We start from the raw sequence: 17,785 nt of genomic DNA, 5'->3' as shown, positions 1-17,785 counted from the left end.
GGGCCTAAGCCCGGTCGCTAAAGGGCGATGAGTTTTGATCCTCGGACTAATCGAGCCCGATCAGGCGGCGGATGCGGCCGACGTCGGTGCCGATGAACGACTGCATGCCGATGGCCACCTGTTGCGGCGCCATGGCGGCGACGAAACGGCGGAACTCGTCATCCGACAGCGCCTCGCCCGTCCAGTGGACGCGGCAGAACTCCTCCGAGCCATGGAAATGGCCGGCGCCGGCGAGCACGTCGTCGACATAGCGGCCGTAGATCATGCATTCGGAGAATTTGCGCGCCGCACCGATGACTTCGACCCAGTTGCGGCCATGGATCTTCTCGATCCGCGCGCACAGCGCCGTCACGGTTTCGCGGCGCCAGGCAATCAGCGTCGAAATGTAGTCGTGGGTCGAAACCTCCGATGGCTCGATGCCAAGCGCCGAACCGGCATTGCGCGACCAGATGCGATGCTCCTCATGACCGTCACCGGACAGCACGCCGTCGCGGCGGAACAGCCGCACCTTGCCATCGCGCCAGAAGCCGCTGCAGTCGAAAGGTTTTAGGAACGCCACGTCGGAATCGCAGAAGACCAGCACGTCTTCGCCGGCATGCGCCGATATCGCGATGCGGCGAAGCTGCTGCACATGCCAGCCGCGCAGCGGTTTGGTCTTCAGGCTGAGCCAGATGCGCCGGCGGAACAGGCTGAGCGGATCGTCGAAGGCATGCAGCCAGCGCGGCAACAGGTCCCGCTCGTCGACGATGGTGCGGCGATTGTTCTCCAACTGACGAAACAGCGCCACGTCACGATGCTCGACAAGAATATAGTGGTGCGCCACGCCGGAAACGTAGCGGTCGATTGTGTCGCACAGCAGGCGGCAGCGCTCCAAATCCGGCGCATAGCTTGCCGTCACGACCGCCGCCGTCGGCGTCCGGTGGAGGAAATCGGCCTCGGTGTCAGGGCGCGGCACGAACCGGTTGTTCAATGATCTGCTCCGGGGCTTGCTCTGGGGCGAGTTTTGGCAGCAGCGGGCCTGTGCAAGAATTTCTGGCCGATGACGCGCCACAGGAACAGGGGATTGCCGACCACATAGCGGCGCCAGAGACGGCCCGGTTCGATGCACAACCGAAACAGCCATTCGAGCCTGAGCCGACGCATCCACAGCGGCGCCCGCGGCACCGTGCCGCTCAGGAAATCGAGCAGCGCGCCGACGGCGATCGGCAGCGTGCAGTGGCGCGCGTCGATGTGGCGCGCGATCCATAATTCCTGGCGCGGCACGCCCATGGCGACAAGCAGCACGTCCGGCCGCAATCTGGCGATGCGATCGACGATTGCCGGCTCCTCGGCGGGAGAGAAATAACCGTCATGGATGACGACGAACCGGTGCTGCAACGCGAGCGCTGCCAGCTTCTTCGACGCCGCCTCGGCGTTGACACGGGTCGCGCCGAGCAGCCCCACGGTCAGCGGCCTGGCGGACGCCTGCAGGAAGGCAGGGATGAAATCGGTGCCGTTGAGATTGTCCGGAAACGATGCTCCGTAAAGCAGTTTCGCCGCCAGATCGACGCCGACGCCGTCCGGCAGGATGAGAAAATCGTCGAGCGCCTCGGCAACGACCGGGTCCGTATAGGCGACATTGGCGTTGTGCGCGTTGAGAAAGGTGACCTTGGTGAAGCGCCGCTCTGCAATCAACCGGGTCAGGTGCGCGACCGCATCGTCCCAGCGGATGGCAAGGACCGGGATGCCCAGGATCGATTTCAAGCTGTCGGCCCCGAAAACGGCGCGGGCGTTGTGCACATTCATGCAAACATCTCCTGGCCGACAGGCCCGAGCTTTTCCAGGCCGAGCCTGATTGCGGCATCGAGCGCCTTCAGCTGCCGGCGGTGGAAAGCGCTGCCGTCGACGTCCCCGACATCAGCCACTGCTGCTTCAAGGGCGCCGGCGAAGGCGACCGGATCATCGGTCACCACGCAATTCACCGGGCGATGGTCGATGCCGCGCAGCGAATGGCTGGTGGCGACGGAAGGCAGGCCGAGCTCGAAGGTTTCGATGGTCTTGAGCTGCACGCCGCTGCCGGAGGTGCTGATCAGCGGGATGACGGCGGCGCTGCGCACGAAAGCCTGCGCGTCCGGCACGCGGCCGACGAATTCGACGCCGGGATGCGCGGACGCGAGGCCGGACGGCATGCCGCCGGCAATCCTGACCCGGAAATCGGGCCTGAGATGCGGCACTACCTTTTCCAGGAACCAGTCGAGGCCGATGCGGTTCGGCTGCCAGGTCCAGGTGCCGATCAGCGCCGCGTCGCAGTCGATGCGGCGAGGGGTTTTTTGCACCGGCGGCTCGGCGCAGGTCACCAGCGGCAGCACCGCCGAACGGTCGTCGGAGGCGACGCCGAGCGCTGAGCGATCTTCCTCGGCCAGCGTGAAGACGAAGCGTGCCCGGCGGCAGAGCCGTTCTTCCACAGTCTTGAGCAGCCTTGCCTCACGGCGAAACAGCAGGCGCTGGAAAAGGCCGCCGGCGGCAGCGGCGTTCTCACGCGCCGAACGATGCTCGACATTGTGGGCGACGAAGATCGACGGCCGGTCGCCGAAAAGCCTTTCGAAGGCGCCGGCGAACTGCACGGAATTCAAGACGTAGCCGTCGAAAGGGCCGGCGCGTTTGACGGCGGCGCGGACATCGCTGTCGTTGACCACGCGCAGCTTGACCGACGCGAAAGTGAGGTCGGAGAGCATCGCCCTTGCAACCCAGGCGAGCTTTTGCAGCGATGAGGCGGTTTCCGTGCGCACATCGACGGCGCCGAGTACGATGGTGTTTTGCGGATCGCTCGCAGGCTTGCCCGGCCAGGTGAAGCCGATCACCGTGACCCGCGCGCCGGCGCGCCGCAACGCGGCGATGATCGCGGCATTGGCGATCTCGTAGCCCGAGGCAAGGGCCCCGTCGGGCACGATCGATGTGGCGAACAGCAGATGCATCTCACCTTCCAGCGCTGATTGGTTAGCAAGGCGCGGTGAAGCCTTGATTAAGTGAAGCTATCTGGTGGCCCGGCGTTGCCGATTTGCCGGCTTGTCCGCGAAGGTGATTAACGAAACGTTATCACCGCGATGCTATCGAGAGCCAAACTCACCATCCCGGGCTGGACACGGATGATCCCTTTGCCATCGGACGGATCGGTATCGATCGCAGGGCGGTCGCCGGGACTTGTCGCCGCTGCTGTCGAGGCGGTCGTTACGCTGCCGACCTTCAAACGGCCCGAGCAACTGCTGGCGACGCTGGCATCGCTCAAGGCCCAGGAAACCGGCAGACGTTTCGCAATCATCGTCATCGAGAACGAAGCCGAGGCGCGCGCCGGCGCCAGGGCGGCGCTGCCGCTGTTCGAGGGCGGCGACATCCCGGGCATGGTGATCGTCGCGCATGAGCGCGGCAATTGCAGCGCCTACAATGCCGGCTGGCAGACGGCTATCCTCCACTTTCCTGACTTCAGCCACCTGCTGGTCATCGACGACGACGAGATCGCCGATCCGCAGTGGCTCGAGCGCATGTGCCATGCGGCCGAGACGCTCGGTGCCGATATTGTCGGTGGCCCGCAAATGCCTGTGTTTGCCGACGCGGCCCATGCCAGTTGGGCCGAGCACCCGGTCTTTGCGCCACCTTATCGGCAGACCGGGCGGGTGCCCGCGCTGTATTCCTCCGGCAATTTGCTGGTCGGCCGCAACGTGCTCACCGCCATGGGGCCGCCCTTCCTCGACCTGAAATTCAACTTCATGGGCGGCGGCGATTCCGATTTCCTGAGCCGGGCGGCACAAACAGGTTTTGTGCTTGGCTGGTGCGCGGAAGCGCAAGTGCATGAAACAGTTCCGGCCCGGCGCATCGAGGCCGATTGGATCCGTGCCCGCAGCCTGCGCAACGGCGTCATCTCGACACTGGTCGAGAAGAAGAAGCGGGCCGGCACGCCGTTCGCCGGCACCAGGGTTTTCTTGAAGAGCCTGGCGCTGCTTGCCGTCTCGCCGTTTCGCGGCGGGGCCAGGCTGGCGCGGACGGGGTCGTTGGCGACGGCCTTATACCCAATCCATGTCGCTGTCGGCCGCGTGCTTGCCGAATTCGGATACGCCAATGAGCAATACCGGCAGCCTGAGAAGAACTGAACGCGCGCCGCTCAGCGCGGCCTTCACACGCGACGGTGTCGCGACCGCGGTCGCCGCGCTGCTGTTCACCGTCATCCTGGTGTCGTTCCGTCCGTTCCAGCCGGCCGGCGCCGCAACGACCGGCGATGGCGGCGACATCGTCAACCAGCTCGGCTTCGGCTCGCTTGGCGCGATCTCGGTCTTCTCGCTCATGGCTTTTGCCGACCCGCGCGTGGTGCGCTCGCTGCTCAGCCCGTCCTGGCTGCTGATGCTGGCTTTCCTGATGTTCTCGGTGGTGATGGCAACCGATCCGCCGTCTGCCATGCGCGCCGCCTTCTTCACGCTGATCGGCATTTTGACGATGGCGACGATCCTGGCGCTGCCGCGCGACGCCGAAGCTTTCTCGAAAGTCATCATCTTCACCATCGTCGTCGTCATGGGCCTGTCCTATATCGGGCTCATCGTCTTTCCAAACGAGGCGCTGCACACCGCCGCGTCGCTGGAGCCGGAACATGCCGGCCTGTGGCGCGGCGTGTTCACCCACAAGAACATCGCCGGGCCCGTCATGGCCTGCTTCAGCTTCGCCGGGCTGTACCTCTACCGGCGCGGACAGCGGCTCTGGGGCGCATCGATCTTTTGCGCGGCGATGATCTTCATGCTGCACACCGGTTCCAAGACGACGGCCGGACTGGTGCCGTTTTCGATCCTGATCGTCGTGCTGCCAAGCCTCATCGGCATGCGGCTTGGCACGCCGATCCTGTTCGCGCTGGCCATCATCGCCGCAGCGATTGGCACGCTGGGCATCGTCTTCCTGCCGCCGGTGAAGCATCTGGCTGCATTCTATTTCCCCGACCTGACCTACACCGGGCGCACGACTCTTTGGGAGTTCGCCGGCGAGATGCTGGCGAAGCGGCCATGGACCGGCTATGGCTTCGAGAGCTTCTGGGGCACGCCGCTGCTGTTGAACCAGGACCAGCCCTTCGACCGCGCCTGGGACATCAGAACCATCGTGCACGGCCATAACGGCTATCTCGACATCGCCGTGCTGATGGGCATCCCGGCGCTGTGCGTGGCGGTCTACACGTTCCTGGTCGCGCCGCTGCGCGATTACATGCGCATTCCCTTGCGCAAGGAGAACATCTATCTCGGCGACTTCTTCATGATGGTGGTGCTGTTCGCAGCGCTGAACGCCTTCCTCGAAAGCTTCTTCTTCCATCGCGCCGACCCGGTCTGGCTGCTCTTCGTGTTCGGCATGTTCGGCCTGAGGCAAGTGTCGCTGCGGCCGATGGCGGTCCGTGGTCCGTCCTGATCCTCCGTCCCACCAGGGGCTTTCCCGCCTAGTCGCGAGGGTCTATGGGAGAACATCTTTTGGTTTGAGCATCGGATTTTGCCAAAACCGGTACCCACTTTTAGGCCCAATGCTCTGCGGAGGTTTTCCATGACGATCAGGCTTGTTCTCGCCGGCTGCGGCAATATGGGCTACGCCATGCTCTCCGGCTGGCTGAAATCGGGCAAGCTCCCCCCGGCGGCGGTCTTCGTGGTCGAGCCCAATGCCGATCTGCGCAAGCGCGCTGAAGCGCTGGGTTGCAATGCTGCCTCGGATGCCGGCGGCATTCCGGCGGACGCGGTGCCGGCCCTCATCGTCATTGCGGTGAAGCCGCAAGTGATCCGTGAGGTGACCGCCGCCTACAAGCGCTTCAACGATGGCCGCACCACCTTCCTCAGCATCGCCGCCGGAACGCCGGTCGCCACTTTCGAGGCCATTCTGGGCGATCGCGCGCCGATCGTGCGCTGCATGCCCAACACGCCGGCGGCGATCGGCAAGGGCATGATGGTGGTGTTTTCCAACCGGCTGGTTTTCATCGATACGAAACGTTTCGTTGCCGATCTGCTCTCGGCGAGCGGCGAAGTGACAGATATCGACGACGAGGGCCTGATGGACGCGGTGACGGCGGTGTCAGGGTCTGGCCCGGCCTATGTCTTCCATTTCATCGAAGCACTGGCGGTGGCTGCCGAGACGGCCGGGTTGCCAGCCAAAACCGCCAGGCTGCTGGCCGTGCAGACGGTCTATGGCGCCGCCTCGCTCGCCGCCGAAAGCGGCGAAGATGCGGGCGTGCTGCGCCAGCAGGTGACCAGCCCCAACGGCACAACGGCCGCCGCACTTGCCGTGCTGATGGGCGAGGACCGGCTGATCCACCTGCTCACCGAAGCGGTGGAGGCGGCACGGCTGCGGTCGATCGAACTGGGAAAATAGCGGCGGCTTTGCGAGTCGCCGGCGGCGAAGGTCGACGATCAGTTGCAATAACAAACGTTCCGTAGCGATCCTTCGCGCCCCCCTCTGTCCTGCCGGACATCTCCCCCACTTGGGGGGAGATCGGACGTCACGCCGGCTTTCGCCTATCTCCAACATCGCAGTGGTGAGTGGCCGCCAGAAGCTGCCAATCTCCCCCCAAGTGGGGGAGATGCCAAGTTTTGGCAAAGAGGGCAGGACAGAGGGGCGCGCTGTCCGCCGGCATCAAAATTCTGCGCACTACCCCGCCCCATACAGCATCTCGTCCTGCAGCCGGCGCAAGGCGAACAGCCTGGTGGTCGGGTCGGGCGCGGCATTGGCTGATGTCAGCAGCTCGCCCTTGCTGACCGGTCTCAGCACCTTGCCGCCTTCGAGCAGGCCGACCGGCACGGCGCGGTTGGCGCGGGCCTCCTCGACAGTCATCGTCCAGGAGCGGTAGCAGGTCTCGCCGATCGCGTCGAATGTCTCTCCCGCCGCCAGATCGCGCTTGGCCACGGCGCAGACTTCGGCAACCGGCCTCGACAGCGGCACCATGTCCGGCTTGCCATAGAGCACGATGCGCGCGGCGGTGAGCGGCACTTCCAGCGAGGTCAGATGATAGGGCCGGAAGAAGCTGTAGTAGGGTCCATGGCCGATATGCAGATCGTCCATGCGCTCGATGATGCGCGGATGGGTGGCCTCGACGATCACGAAGACGCCGGGCGCCACACCTTTGCCGATGGTGTAGTCGACGACGCCCTTCCTCGACAGGATGCCGCCGTCGGCGCGCGGGATGAGCACCTTGGCCAATTCATCGCGGTCGGCCTTGGGACCGTGCATGCCGGCAATGTCGGGCACCAGCCCGGTGGCGTTGGCGATGGCGCACATCTCGACCATGGTCTTCGAGCCGTCGACGAACTCGACCAGCATGCGTGGGTTCATGTTGCGGCGCAGCGCTTCCGCGCGATAGTCGTCAGGGACGGCGTCATGGTTGAGCGGGTTGTTCTTGCCCTTGCCGGCACAGACGATGGTGTAGCCGAGCGCGGAGGCGAACTCGATCAGTTCCATGCAGCTCGACGGCTCGTCGCCGGCGCCGACCGAGTAGACGACGCCGAGCCGGTCGGCCTGCTGCTTCAGATAAACGCCGATGGTGACGTCGGCCTCGACATTCATCATCACCAGATGCTTGCCGTGCTGCATCGCCATCAGGTCGAAATCCGCGGCGACGCCGGGCTTGCCGGTGGCGTCGATGACGACGTCGATCAGCGGATTGGTGACCAGCATCTCGTTCGAGGTGATGGCTATTTTTCCGCTCTCTATCGCCTCGCTGAGTTTCGACGGCGTATCGGCCTCGCGCGCCATCGCCTCATCGCCATAGGCGATGCGGATGGCATCACGCGCGGTGTGCGGGCGGCGGGTCGAGACGGCGCACACCGAAATGCCCGGCATCAGCATGCCTTGCGTCACCAGGTCGGTGCCCATCTCGCCGGAGCCGATGACGCCGATGCGCACCGGTCGGCCTTCCGCAGCGCGCTTGGCGAGATCGCGGGCAAGCCCGGTCAAGGCGACATTAGTCATGCGCAAGTCCACTGCTTTTGATTTTTAGGGGAATAGCAGGGAACGGCAGCCTTTTGCCAACGAAACCGGCCGCCGTCGATAATTTCTTGCGCATGCCCCCGGGAACTGGAAAGAGCTGGTTCAACGTCGGCGGATGGCGCAGCTAACAAATCGAGTGAAAATCTTAGTCATTCCTTTATGCATCGCTGCTTGAATAGGCAAATGGGATGGGGTGGCGATACCTTCAGGCGTTTTTTCAGCTGTCCGCGACGAATCAGCGAGAGCGGCAACGTTGCTATTATTTTTGCCCTGTCTTTGCCGATTGTTGTCGGCGGGGCGGGACTCGGTGTCGAGACTTCCTACTGGTATTACAGCAGCCTGAAGCTACAGGCGGTGGCAGATGCGGCAGCCTATGCTGGCGCTTTGGAAAAAATTTCGGGATCCGACAAGCCAATGATTGTCTCGGCCGCGACACTGTCAGCGATCACGAACGGCTGGGGACCATCGACAGGCACAATCGAGGTCTTCACGCCTCCATCGTCCGGACCGAATGTCGCAAAAAAGGCTGTTGAAGTAGTCGTCCATCAGACGCTCGATCGATTTTTCACATCGATCTTCAGTCAAAGCGCGGTCGGCGCACAGGCAAGGGCAGTGGCTCTTATCACGGACGCGTCAAAAGCCTGCGTTCTGGCGCTGAATCCTTCCGCTTCGAGAGCGGCGCTATTTTCCGGCAGTTCGAACCTCAAGCTGACCGGCTGCTCCGTCATGTCAGATTCAATCGCCGCGGACGCCCTCAAGCTTCAAGGGTCGGCATATCTGGAGGCCGATTGCCTGATATCGGCAGGCGGTGTTTCATTGAGCAACGTTGTAAAAACCGTTTGCGCGAACCCGCTTACCCAGGCGCTGCCCGCTGCAGATCCTTTTGCCGACTTGCCGGCGCCGCCAGCCACGAATCCTTGTCAAAACGACAATCAGTCGACCTTGCAACCTGGAAGATACTGCAAGGGGCTCAGCTTGAGCGGCAGTGTAACGCTCTCGCCTGGGGTATATGTCGTTGAGGGGGGCGATTTCAAAGCAGGCGCGAACGCAAATATTTCCGGCGACGGAGTCATCATCTATCTGGCCGGCAGCTCCGGCGTCAGCATGAACGGCACGGCCACCGTCAAGCTTAGCGCACCGACGTCAGGCACCTATTCGGGTGTGCTGTTTTACGGCGACAGAGCAAACCTGGCGGGATCGAACACGTTTAATGGCACGGCGGATTCGCTTTTGACCGGTGTTCTGTATTTTCCAACGCAGGCGGTTAAATATCTCGGCAATTTCTCGGGCCAAGGTGGTTGCACACAGGTCGTCGCCGATACGATCGAGTGGTCCGGCGCTACAAGCATCAAGCAGGACTGCACGAGCCTCGGAATGCGAGAGATCCCAGCCGCGCAATCCGTTCACCTTGTCGAGTAATCGTCATGGAACGGCGGTCAGGTCGGATTTTCCGGAACGATTCGGGTGTTGCTGCGGTGGAGTTTGCCCTGATTGTGCCGATCCTTTGCCTGGTGCTTTTCGGCATCATTGACGGCTGGTCTTTCGTATCAAGCTCGCTGTCGATGCGCGCAAGCGTCAAGACGGCGGCAAATCTTGTGATGGAGGGAGCAACCGACGACGCGGCCACCCAAGCCGTCGCCCTTTCAAGTTGGGAAAACCATCCCGAAGGCGCACAGGTTACACTGGGCCGGAAATACATGTGCGGAAGCACCGTGGTCGATGCATCGAGCCTGTGCAACGGGGGGACGAAAGCTCCCTCGGTCTTCGTGGAAATAAAAGCGACGGCGACCTGGTCCCCGCCCTTCATTTTTGGCGCGTTTTCTCTTTCTCGCGAGATCGGCCATCAAGAGGTGATCCGTGTCCGCTAAGCGGATCGCGAGAGCGTTCAGCCGTGATGCATCAGGCGGGACTGGGCTGGAATTCGCGCTGATCGCACCTTTTCTGATAATGCTTTTGTTCGGTATCTTCGCATTCGGCTGGGCTCTGAATGCCATGTCCAGCGTTCGCTATACGCTGGAAACGTCCTCACGTGCGCTGCATTTGAAGAACTCGCTGACCGAGGCCGAAATAGAGGCCATAGCCACAGAAAAATTGCTGGGTTTGGGATTGAAAGATGTCGATGTGACGATAGCAATCGACCCTCCCAGCGGCGGCTTCCGCATGGCGCATCTCACGGCCAGATATGCTTTCGTGATCGAGTTCCCGTACTTCGACCAATATCCGATCAATTATGCGACAACTGTCACAGTTCCGTTGGTTGGATCGTGAGAGCGTCCAACAGCGCCTCTACGCAACAGGCGGTGGGGTGTCGATCGATTAACACCGCCGCAGGGTCGATGGCGGCGATCGGTGGCGTGAGCGAACGGGTCGTCGTCGCTACAAAGGCACGTTTCTGGACAGGACAGCCATCACCGCGCTAGGCCGGACCAGGCTCGTCACGCTTGCGCAGTCATGCCATCAGAGCGCCGGCAAGCGGCCGGGCATCGGGCGCGGCATGCGGAGCGGCAACTTGACAAAGGCCCAATCTTTCAAATTGAGTGAAATCACGATCAATAGAGAGTCGGTGCGACAGACATGGGCGAGACAGACATGGCATGGAGCGAAAGAAAGACCGGTTACGGCAAGGACCATTATTTCATTCAAATGGGCCTTGCGCTGCTGGTGCTCGTCTTTCTCATCGCCCTGCCGCTCGCCTTTCTTCCCGAAGACATACGGAAGTTCTACCTCAGCGAGGGCGGTCCCATCGAAGTCTTCTCGGCCGCCGGTTACCTGATCGTCGTGGCGACGCTTGTGCGGGAAATGTCCTATCGGGAGCTGCTCAAGCGCTGGTATCTCGTTGCCATCTCGATCGCGATGTGCCTGCGCGAGCTGGATTTCCATGCGCATTTCACCACCCACAACATCACCAAGACCACCCTCTACATTTCGCCTGACGTTCCGCTGTTGGAAAAGCTGATCGGCGCGACGGTCGTTATCGCCCTCGCCGTTGCCTTCTATTTTCTCCTCAAAGACGGCCTCCGTAGCTTTGTGCACGGGCTTCGCCACGGCGAGGCGACTGCCGTTGCCATTGCCGCCGCTATCGGTTGCGCCGTCCTTTCGAAGGTCATCGACGGGGCGCCGTCAAATCTCACATTTCTCGGCATCCATCTTGCCCGGAACGATACCTCGACAGTGTTCGAGGAAATCCTCGAATTGGGGATTCCGGTCTATCTGGCCATCGCGGCATTCGCGGCCTTCCCGACGCAGGATGGTCTCACAAGAAGAGCCGCGGGGCAGGTCGCGCCAAACAAGCCGGGATCCGTCACCTGATTGCTCTGCACAGAGGATTTGGTTCTTCGACTGATCCTGAAAGGGACTGTGAGCGGTCGCTGCCGAGCGACCTCCAGCTCCCAATCCTATAGAGGTTTGCGACCTGCCACGGTCTGGTCCGCCGCGGCACTGCCTCTATTTGCTTGAGAAGCAGGCGAGGCAAACATGTGGGATGTGGCGAAAGAGGGCTGGACGCTCCTTAAGGAGAGCATTGTCGGCTTCATCAATGACAATGCCTTGAGCCACGGCGCAGCGATGGCGTTTTATGCCACGACCTCGCTTGCGCCGATCCTGCTCATCGTTGTCGCCATCGCAGGCATGGCCTTCGGAAACGATGCCGCACAACTGGCGCTTTCGGCCCAGCTGGCGGGCCTGATGGGTCCGCAGAGCGCCGAGCTTTTGCAAGCGACAATCGAGAACGCGTCACAAAAAGAGGCGGGAACTCTTGCCAGCATTTTGGGGCTCGTCACGCTGTTGGTTGCCGCATCCGGCGTCTTCGGCGAAATGCAGGTTGCCCTGAACGAGATCTGGAAAGTCAAACCGGTTGGCACATCGATTTCACGGCTCGTTCGGGCGCGCGCTGCCAGCCTGGGTCTCGTCGCGGCGCTTGGCTTTCTGCTGCTGGTATCCCTCGTCGTAAGCGCTGCAATTTCGGCGCTTGGCGATATCATCAACGCATATCTGCCCTTTGGCACCCTCATCCTGAGCGCAATCAACGGGATCGTGTCGTTTGCCATGATCGCCCTGTTGTTTGCGGCAATCTACAAGATACTGCCCGACCGCGCGCTGCAATGGCGCGACGTTGGCGTCGGCGCCGTAGCGACGGCGTTTCTCTTCACGATCGGCAAGTCACTGATCGGCTGGTATATCGGGACCAGCGCCATCGCTTCGTCATACGGGGCAGCCGGTGCACTGCTCGTCGTGCTGCTGTGGGTCTTCTATTCGTCCGAGATCTTTCTGTTGGGCGCCGAATTTACACGAGCCTACTCGGTTCGATATGGCAGCCGGTCCGACCTGGAGGCGACCATTGAAGCAAGTAAATCGCAAACAGAAGCCGGCGACGGCGGCCAGGATCGAAAAGTCTGAAACGAAGTCGTCGGCTAGATTGTTTTCCGCAGTCCGCTCACTGCGTCCCTAAGCCATTTCCAGCATCAACACTGGCGCTGAGACGCCCGGCGCGGCGCCCCGAGGCGAGCATGGCCTTGGGGACATCCGGTCGGAGCGACGCGCGAAGCTCCTTCGCCGCAGCCACCAGCCTGGCGCGGTTGCTTCCATATCTCTTGATCAACTGATGGACTTGCGCTGGGGTGATGCCGTTCTGTCGGGCAAAATGCCTTACCATATAAGCTTCGCTGCCGGAGATCCGATCCCGGTGGCGGGGATAGAGCTTCGCCGCGTCGGCTGTCATGCTTACTCTCCTTTGGTCACGTTTGCTCACGATGTACGATTGGCCAACGCAAAACGGGCGAATTCGTTGCCGCATGCGACACCAATGCAGTTCGCTTTTTCGCCGCAGGCCCGAGCGCCCGGCCAAAGCAATCGGGTCGAAGCACGTATCTGGTTAAGTCCATACGTCGATTTTTCGAGACTCAGCCCTCAGGCACGCGCATGATATGGGCAGGGAGGAAAAGCCATGCGCGAATTGCCAAAGAGCATTGACGCAGACGTTGTAATCGAAATCAGCAGGTTGCTCGACGACCGTGCGAAGTCGGCACCAGTGCCAGTCCACAAGCTTGCCTCGATGATCTCGAATAGTCTCGAGACCGATCTGCCGACAGCTTCCATCGAAGAGTTGATCGTTGAAATGGCCATGACCCGCCAACTTCCGATGCTGTTCGATCTGCCGGGGGCGGATGCAGACAACGTCATATCGATAGCCTTGGCGCGCGCCAGCTGATCCGGCTGAGGGACCTTTCCGGCGAGTGTGATTTCAAGACGCGGATCGTTCCCGTCCTGCTCCAATTCGCCCCGCTGGCTCCGGCCGGCGGCGTGTTTGCCGCGTCGCCAATGACAATCGTCATCGGCAATAATCGTCATGGCGATCCGCTGTTTGGGAACATGTGGTGTCCAGTTGCATTTCCTCTAGACAACAAAGGAGGAATTCATGAACTGGGATCAAATCAAGGGAAAATGGATGCAGTTCAAAGGCCAGGCCAAGGAGCAATGGGGCGACCTTACCGACGATGACCTTGATCGCATCGAGGGCAATCGTGACCAACTCGCAGGACGCATTCAGGAGCGGTATGGAATCGCCAAGGAAGAGGCAGAGCGCCAGGTAGACGACTGGTCCAGAAGCCTCACCTGAGTCTTCAATATCCAGGCTGCGCCGTCGATCGGCGCGCCTTCGTCGTCCTAGCTAGGGCGAAGCAAGGAGCGAAGCGACGCGGCGCAGCCCCTAGGATCCATGCCGTTACCTCAGAGCGTCACGACGGTGCAGAACCGTTGATGGCGGAGGGAGGCGCCCCCCTCTGTCCTGCCGGACATCTCCCCCACTTGGGGGGAAATCGGATGTCGGGACCGCTTTCGCCAATCTCCGACGTCGCAAAGAGGGCGCCCACAGTGACATTGCCAATCTCCCCCCTTGTGGGGGAGATGTCCGGCAGGACAGAGGGGCGCTGTCCCACCAGCATCAAAATACGATCGCCGCGACGCCCCGATGTCACGATCGGCTAGCGCGCCGATTGTCTCTTGGCTTGCACGGCGACGGCGGTGAGGAAAGCCGTTGCGGCAGTATCGCACGCCGCTCGGGACGGGCTATAGGCGAAAAGGATCAGCTCGGCAGCCCTTGTCGTAAGGCCGTGCTTTTTAGCGAAAGCAGTTATTTCGTAAGGCTTGTCGTGGTCTATGGCCAATTCGTAGTCTTCATTCATTGCTTCCTCCCGTTTGCGACGTTCCTCGCCTTGGCCCCTCCGCGGCGCAAGGATTAACTTCCCCGGTCTTGAGAGAGTCTACCAATTAGAGATTGCAAAAGGCCTGCGGCGCAAGTCCGCTGCTTTTTTCGCGGCCATGCTGCCGACAGAACCAAGAACAGCGGGCCAGCATGGATGATCAATTCGGCGCTAGCCGCGCCGATCTGTTCATCAGTCCGCCTGATACGGCCGTCTTGAGGGGCAGCCCCATTTTGTCCGCTGCACATCAAAAAAGTTTATATGATGGCGCTGATATCGCAGGTGGTCGACGCAAGCCAATGCCGATCTTTTCAGTCAAGCACACGACCGTCTATCGCTATACGCAGCCGGTGACATTCGGCGAGCACCGGCTGATGTTCAGGCCGCGCGACAGTTTCGATCAGCGACTTCTGGATCACGCCCTGTTAGTCGACCCCGAGCCGAAAGAGATTGGCTGGATCCACGACGTTTTCGGAAACTGCGTTGCCGTAATCGATTTCAACGGCTCGGGCGACGAACTGCGTTTCGTGACAGACATTCGGCTCGATCACACGCCGCAGCATGCGCCCGATTTCCGTATCGATGACACAGCACTCAGCTATCCATTTTCCTATGATCCCGACGAGGCAACCGACCTCAGCCAAACCATCGAGCGCCATCACCTCGATGATGGCGACGAGATCGGCAAATGGGCACGACAGTTCGTGAGCGCCAAAGGGCGCACCGAGACCGGCAAATTGCTGATGACGCTTTGCTACGCCATCCACGAGAGCTTTGTTTATTCGCGTCGAACTGAATCAGGGACGCAACCGCCTCTGATGACCTTGCACCTGCGTCGAGGCACATGCCGAGACTTTGCGCTGTTCATGATGGAAGCGGTTCGTTCGCTCGGTTTTGCCGCCCGGTTTGTGACCGGTTATGTCTATGTGCCGAACCGCGACAGCGGTTCTGTCGTCGGCGGCGGGTCGACGCATGCCTGGTGCCAGGTCTATTTGCCCGGCGCGGGTTGGGTCGAGTTCGATCCCACCAACGGTATTGTCGGCAACCGGGATCTGATCCGGGTGGCTGTGGCCAGGCATCCCAGGCAAGCCATCCCACTTTCGGGAAGCTACTGCGGCAGCGCGTCGAGCTTTCTCGGCATGACGGTGGAGGTCAAGGTGGTGAGGGAAGCCGGCAATCACCAGCATCGATAAAAATCAGCATCTTCCAATATATTCGGAACTGTTCGCGGGAGTTTGCTCGCCGGTGTCTGTCGGGATTTTACGCATTTCGCAATTCACGCCGTTGCATGACTGTTCCAGCGCGATATTGCACCTTCTATCTCTGCCATCGGCATATCGGGAAGGCGCCAGCCCGCCGCGCCTTTCGGCACGACGGGCTTCAGCGTGGGGTCACGTCAGTCGTAGACCTTCACAATCTTGCGGGTACCTGGATCGACCAGGACAGTTCGGCCATCGATGACGACGTAGCGGTACTGAACGTCCGGCACCTCGTAAAGCTCGACTGTTTCGGGCAAAGCTGTGCCGATGTTGAGTTCGACGCCAGGAAGGCTGAGTGATGCCACCGGTTTCTTTTTCACGTATTCGCGGATCACGGTGTCATGCTCGGGTTGAATAATGACGTCCTGAGCGGCAGCGGCGCTGACACCGACGAGCAGAAGCGTGCCTGCCGCAGCCAATGTAAGTTGCTTTCCCATAATAGCCTCCAAGCAACCTTCAGCTGCGGTGCTTGATGCTGCCGCGACGGGTTGCCTAGTTATCTCAACGATGCTGAGCAATTCTTGTTCCACCGGCTGTGCGCGAACCGGCTGCCACGGCCTATCGACGCCGATGTTTGGCGGCGCCCGCCAACGCCCGCTCAAGGCCTGGTTTCTTCTTGGGGCGGCGCGTTTGGGACTGGACAATCAGGCTGTGGCCATTTTTCACACGCAGTCGGCTTGTCGCCAGCGTCGCCATAACGTTCCACGAGTTTTGCGAAGCCGTAGGCGAAGGCGGAAAGCAGCGCCAGGATAACCACTATGCGAGCGGCCATACGGGATTATAGCAGGCTCCCGCTCAGGATTGATCCAGAATCGGCCGCGCTCGACAGGCCGGCGACGCGCAAGTCCGCTCGGGAAACCTGCGACCCCGGAACGATGTGCGCTACCAGCCTGGTCCGCGGCGAGATCGAGGCGAATGCGGAACGCCACTATGCTGCTACCCAGACGCGTCTAGGGGACCGCATCGAAATCGACCACAAATCCCGCGTCGATGGCGCTTCGCGCAATGAGATCGCCAATTTGCCAATCCGTGAGTTCGCAGTGTGGAAACATCTCCCTCACGGCGATGGTCACCTCGAAGATCGAAACGCTCGGATTGTCAACGTGATCGATCAGGTAGCCGACAATCGCTTGCCGGACATCCAATGAATTTGGCTTCTGCAGCGGCGCGGACATTTCCGGCCTAAGAATGGAGCCGTGGTTCTGGGCTATCGGCTGTTGTGGCGTCGAAAGCGACGGGCACGCCGTGCACGACGCATGCTGCCGCCAGCATCTCCTCCAACTCGTGGTTGGTGGCCTTGCAAGCCGGCATGAGTGTTCGAATGGCGCGGATCGCCTGCGCGATCGAGAGATACCGAGCCTTGCCTCTGGAAAGGACATAGGCCTCCGCCGCGCCTTCAACCGTGACTGTGTGAAAAGTGTGGCTCATCAACAGTTCCTCCCTGCCAACACTACGACTTTCGTCTAACATGCTGCGGCCTTCAAGCATATGTCTGATTTCGGACAATCAGGCAGAGCACGTCGCGTTTGACCGGCCTCATGCGACGCGCTTTAGGATGTTGTTTTCATGCATGTGGTAATCGGAAAACCGCTGCACGCCCTTGGGTCAGGCCCTGGGTCAGTCCCCGAGGGGCATGCTTGTGCGCGACATGCATCAGCCGAAGTGACGCTGCTCCTCGTCGCCATAGGCGCCATGTGTGAGCTTTATCATTCCGGAACGGTCGACGATCGTGATCTCGCCGCGCCTGGCGTGAACCAGCCCCCGATATTCCAGCATTTGCAGGGCGGTGGTAACGCCGGGGCGCCGAGAGCCGAGCATGGTCGCCAGAAATTCATGCGTCAGCTGGATCTTGTTGCCCTCGGTTCGGTCGTGGACCATCAGCAACCAGCGGGCCAACCGTTCCTCGATCTTGGAATGGCCATTGACCAGTGCCGTTCGCGACGACTGGACGAGGAAGGCGTGGGCATAGGCAAGCAGCGACGCGCCAAGCGACTGGCTCTTTGCCACCTCAGACCGAAGGTTCTCAACCGGCAGGCACCAGCCGCTGCCTGCGACCTGGATGTAGGTTTCGTTGGGAGAGCTGTCCTGGCCGAGAATGACGGCAACGCCTGTCATGCCATCATAGCCAATGATCCCGACTTCACTCTGCCGCCCTCCAGTCATGGTGGCGACCACCGAAGCGATACCCGCCTCTGGAAAATACACATGCCCGATCGGCTGATGCGGCACCTCCAGCTGGGCTTTGAGGTCCAGTTGGACATGATGCATTGACGGCAGCAGCAGCGCGAAATCCTCTGGGGAGAGGGCTTTCAACAGATGATTGCGAGGAAGGGACACGTCTCTCTCCCTGACGGGCAAGAG

At 61.2% G+C, this 17,785-nt stretch carries 21 protein-coding genes; 11 read left to right on the top strand and 10 right to left on the bottom strand.

Going from position 1 to position 17,785, the window contains the following annotated elements; translation table 11 throughout:
* Positions 1–46: 46 nt before the first annotated feature.
* Genes AC0L2M_RS06015 through AC0L2M_RS06005 form a run of 3 tightly spaced genes read right to left on the bottom strand, consistent with a single transcriptional unit; the run spans position 47 to position 2,954 of the window.
* Positions 47–970 carry a DUF6492 family protein gene (locus AC0L2M_RS06015; RefSeq protein WP_128247758.1) on the bottom strand — a complete coding sequence of 308 codons (924 nt, stop codon included), beginning with the start codon at positions 968–970 and terminating at the stop codon, positions 47–49.
* On the bottom strand, positions 967–1,785 hold the full coding sequence (locus tag AC0L2M_RS06010) for a WecB/TagA/CpsF family glycosyltransferase (protein WP_287067502.1): 819 nt from the start codon (positions 1,783–1,785) through the stop codon (positions 967–969). The genes AC0L2M_RS06015 and AC0L2M_RS06010 overlap by 4 nt, the downstream gene beginning before the upstream one ends.
* Positions 1,782–2,954: a glycosyltransferase gene (locus AC0L2M_RS06005; protein ID WP_473534324.1), complete on the bottom strand. Its 1,173-nt coding sequence runs from the start codon at positions 2,952–2,954 to the stop codon at positions 1,782–1,784. The genes AC0L2M_RS06010 and AC0L2M_RS06005 overlap by 4 nt, the downstream gene beginning before the upstream one ends.
* Before the next feature lie 171 nt (positions 2,955–3,125).
* Between AC0L2M_RS06005 and AC0L2M_RS06000 the strand changes: the two genes are divergently transcribed.
* The 3 genes from AC0L2M_RS06000 (at position 3,126) to proC (ending at position 6,357) form a co-directional block, all read left to right on the top strand.
* Entirely contained in the window at positions 3,126–4,124 is a 999-nt protein-coding gene (locus AC0L2M_RS06000) for a glycosyltransferase family 2 protein (protein WP_473534323.1), read from the top strand.
* Positions 4,093–5,412 carry an O-antigen ligase family protein gene (locus tag AC0L2M_RS05995; RefSeq protein WP_473534322.1) on the top strand — a complete coding sequence of 440 codons (1,320 nt, stop codon included), beginning with the start codon at positions 4,093–4,095 and terminating at the stop codon, positions 5,410–5,412. The genes AC0L2M_RS06000 and AC0L2M_RS05995 overlap by 32 nt, the downstream gene beginning before the upstream one ends.
* 129 nt (positions 5,413–5,541) lie before the next feature.
* A complete protein-coding gene (gene proC / locus AC0L2M_RS05990; protein WP_473534321.1) occupies positions 5,542–6,357 on the top strand; it encodes a pyrroline-5-carboxylate reductase in 816 nt (271 codons plus the stop codon).
* Positions 6,358–6,633: 276 nt separating this feature from the next.
* Here proC and AC0L2M_RS05985 read toward each other — a convergent pair whose 3' ends face one another.
* A complete protein-coding gene (locus tag AC0L2M_RS05985) occupies positions 6,634–7,950 on the bottom strand; it encodes an NAD(P)H-dependent oxidoreductase (RefSeq protein ID WP_419694309.1) in 1,317 nt (438 codons plus the stop codon).
* Positions 7,951–8,151: 201 nt separating this feature from the next.
* On the opposite strand from AC0L2M_RS05985, the gene AC0L2M_RS05980 reads away from it, so the two are divergent.
* From AC0L2M_RS05980 to AC0L2M_RS05960, 5 genes are all read left to right on the top strand, one after another.
* The gene (locus AC0L2M_RS05980) at positions 8,152–9,387 is read left to right on the top strand and encodes a TadE/TadG family type IV pilus assembly protein (RefSeq protein WP_473534320.1); all 1,236 of its coding nucleotides are present in this window, start codon (positions 8,152–8,154) and stop codon (positions 9,385–9,387) included.
* A gap of 5 nt (positions 9,388–9,392) precedes the next feature.
* Entirely contained in the window at positions 9,393–9,836 is a 444-nt protein-coding gene (locus tag AC0L2M_RS05975; protein WP_027155565.1) for a TadE/TadG family type IV pilus assembly protein, read from the top strand.
* Positions 9,826–10,236, top strand: coding sequence for a TadE/TadG family type IV pilus assembly protein (locus AC0L2M_RS05970; RefSeq protein ID WP_023800272.1), 411 nt, complete (start codon positions 9,826–9,828; stop codon positions 10,234–10,236). The genes AC0L2M_RS05975 and AC0L2M_RS05970 overlap by 11 nt, the downstream gene beginning before the upstream one ends.
* Before the next feature lie 321 nt (positions 10,237–10,557).
* On the top strand, positions 10,558–11,277 hold the full coding sequence (locus tag AC0L2M_RS05965; protein WP_128175894.1) for a hypothetical protein: 720 nt from the start codon (positions 10,558–10,560) through the stop codon (positions 11,275–11,277).
* A gap of 165 nt (positions 11,278–11,442) precedes the next feature.
* Positions 11,443–12,363: a YihY/virulence factor BrkB family protein gene (locus AC0L2M_RS05960; RefSeq protein ID WP_023800270.1), complete on the top strand. Its 921-nt coding sequence runs from the start codon at positions 11,443–11,445 to the stop codon at positions 12,361–12,363.
* Between the two features lie 37 nt (positions 12,364–12,400).
* Here AC0L2M_RS05960 and AC0L2M_RS05955 read toward each other — a convergent pair whose 3' ends face one another.
* Complete coding sequence (locus AC0L2M_RS05955; RefSeq protein WP_023800269.1) at positions 12,401–12,685, bottom strand: DUF3606 domain-containing protein; 285 nt, start codon at positions 12,683–12,685, stop codon at positions 12,401–12,403.
* 225 nt (positions 12,686–12,910) lie between these two features.
* Between AC0L2M_RS05955 and AC0L2M_RS05950 the strand changes: the two genes are divergently transcribed.
* Entirely contained in the window at positions 12,911–13,174 is a 264-nt protein-coding gene (locus AC0L2M_RS05950; protein WP_027155567.1) for a hypothetical protein, read from the top strand.
* Positions 13,175–13,381: 207 nt separating this feature from the next.
* Positions 13,382–13,582: a CsbD family protein gene (locus AC0L2M_RS05945; RefSeq protein WP_023800267.1), complete on the top strand. Its 201-nt coding sequence runs from the start codon at positions 13,382–13,384 to the stop codon at positions 13,580–13,582.
* A gap of 364 nt (positions 13,583–13,946) precedes the next feature.
* On the opposite strand, the gene AC0L2M_RS05940 is transcribed toward AC0L2M_RS05945, so the two are convergent.
* A complete protein-coding gene (locus tag AC0L2M_RS05940; protein WP_036263866.1) occupies positions 13,947–14,147 on the bottom strand; it encodes a hypothetical protein in 201 nt (66 codons plus the stop codon).
* A 317-nt stretch (positions 14,148–14,464) separates the two neighbouring features.
* On the opposite strand from AC0L2M_RS05940, the gene AC0L2M_RS05935 reads away from it, so the two are divergent.
* Entirely contained in the window at positions 14,465–15,358 is an 894-nt protein-coding gene (locus AC0L2M_RS05935) for a transglutaminase family protein (RefSeq protein ID WP_473534319.1), read from the top strand.
* 203 nt (positions 15,359–15,561) lie between these two features.
* On the opposite strand, the gene AC0L2M_RS05930 is transcribed toward AC0L2M_RS05935, so the two are convergent.
* The 4 genes from AC0L2M_RS05930 to AC0L2M_RS05915 form a co-directional block, all read right to left on the bottom strand.
* Positions 15,562–15,861, bottom strand: coding sequence for a DUF1236 domain-containing protein (locus AC0L2M_RS05930; protein WP_128247769.1), 300 nt, complete (start codon positions 15,859–15,861; stop codon positions 15,562–15,564).
* A gap of 513 nt (positions 15,862–16,374) precedes the next feature.
* Positions 16,375–16,599 (bottom strand): hypothetical protein, encoded by a 225-nt coding sequence (locus AC0L2M_RS05925; RefSeq protein WP_287347081.1) that lies wholly within the window; start codon positions 16,597–16,599, stop codon positions 16,375–16,377.
* A gap of 7 nt (positions 16,600–16,606) precedes the next feature.
* On the bottom strand, positions 16,607–16,852 hold the full coding sequence (locus AC0L2M_RS05920) for a hypothetical protein (RefSeq protein WP_128247770.1): 246 nt from the start codon (positions 16,850–16,852) through the stop codon (positions 16,607–16,609).
* 225 nt (positions 16,853–17,077) lie between these two features.
* A complete protein-coding gene (locus tag AC0L2M_RS05915) occupies positions 17,078–17,761 on the bottom strand; it encodes a Crp/Fnr family transcriptional regulator (RefSeq protein ID WP_473534318.1) in 684 nt (227 codons plus the stop codon).
* Positions 17,762–17,785: the final 24 nt, after the last annotated feature.

The organism is Mesorhizobium sp. WSM4806 (assembly GCF_055811635.1).
This window is presented reverse-complemented; position numbering and strand designations above follow the sequence as displayed.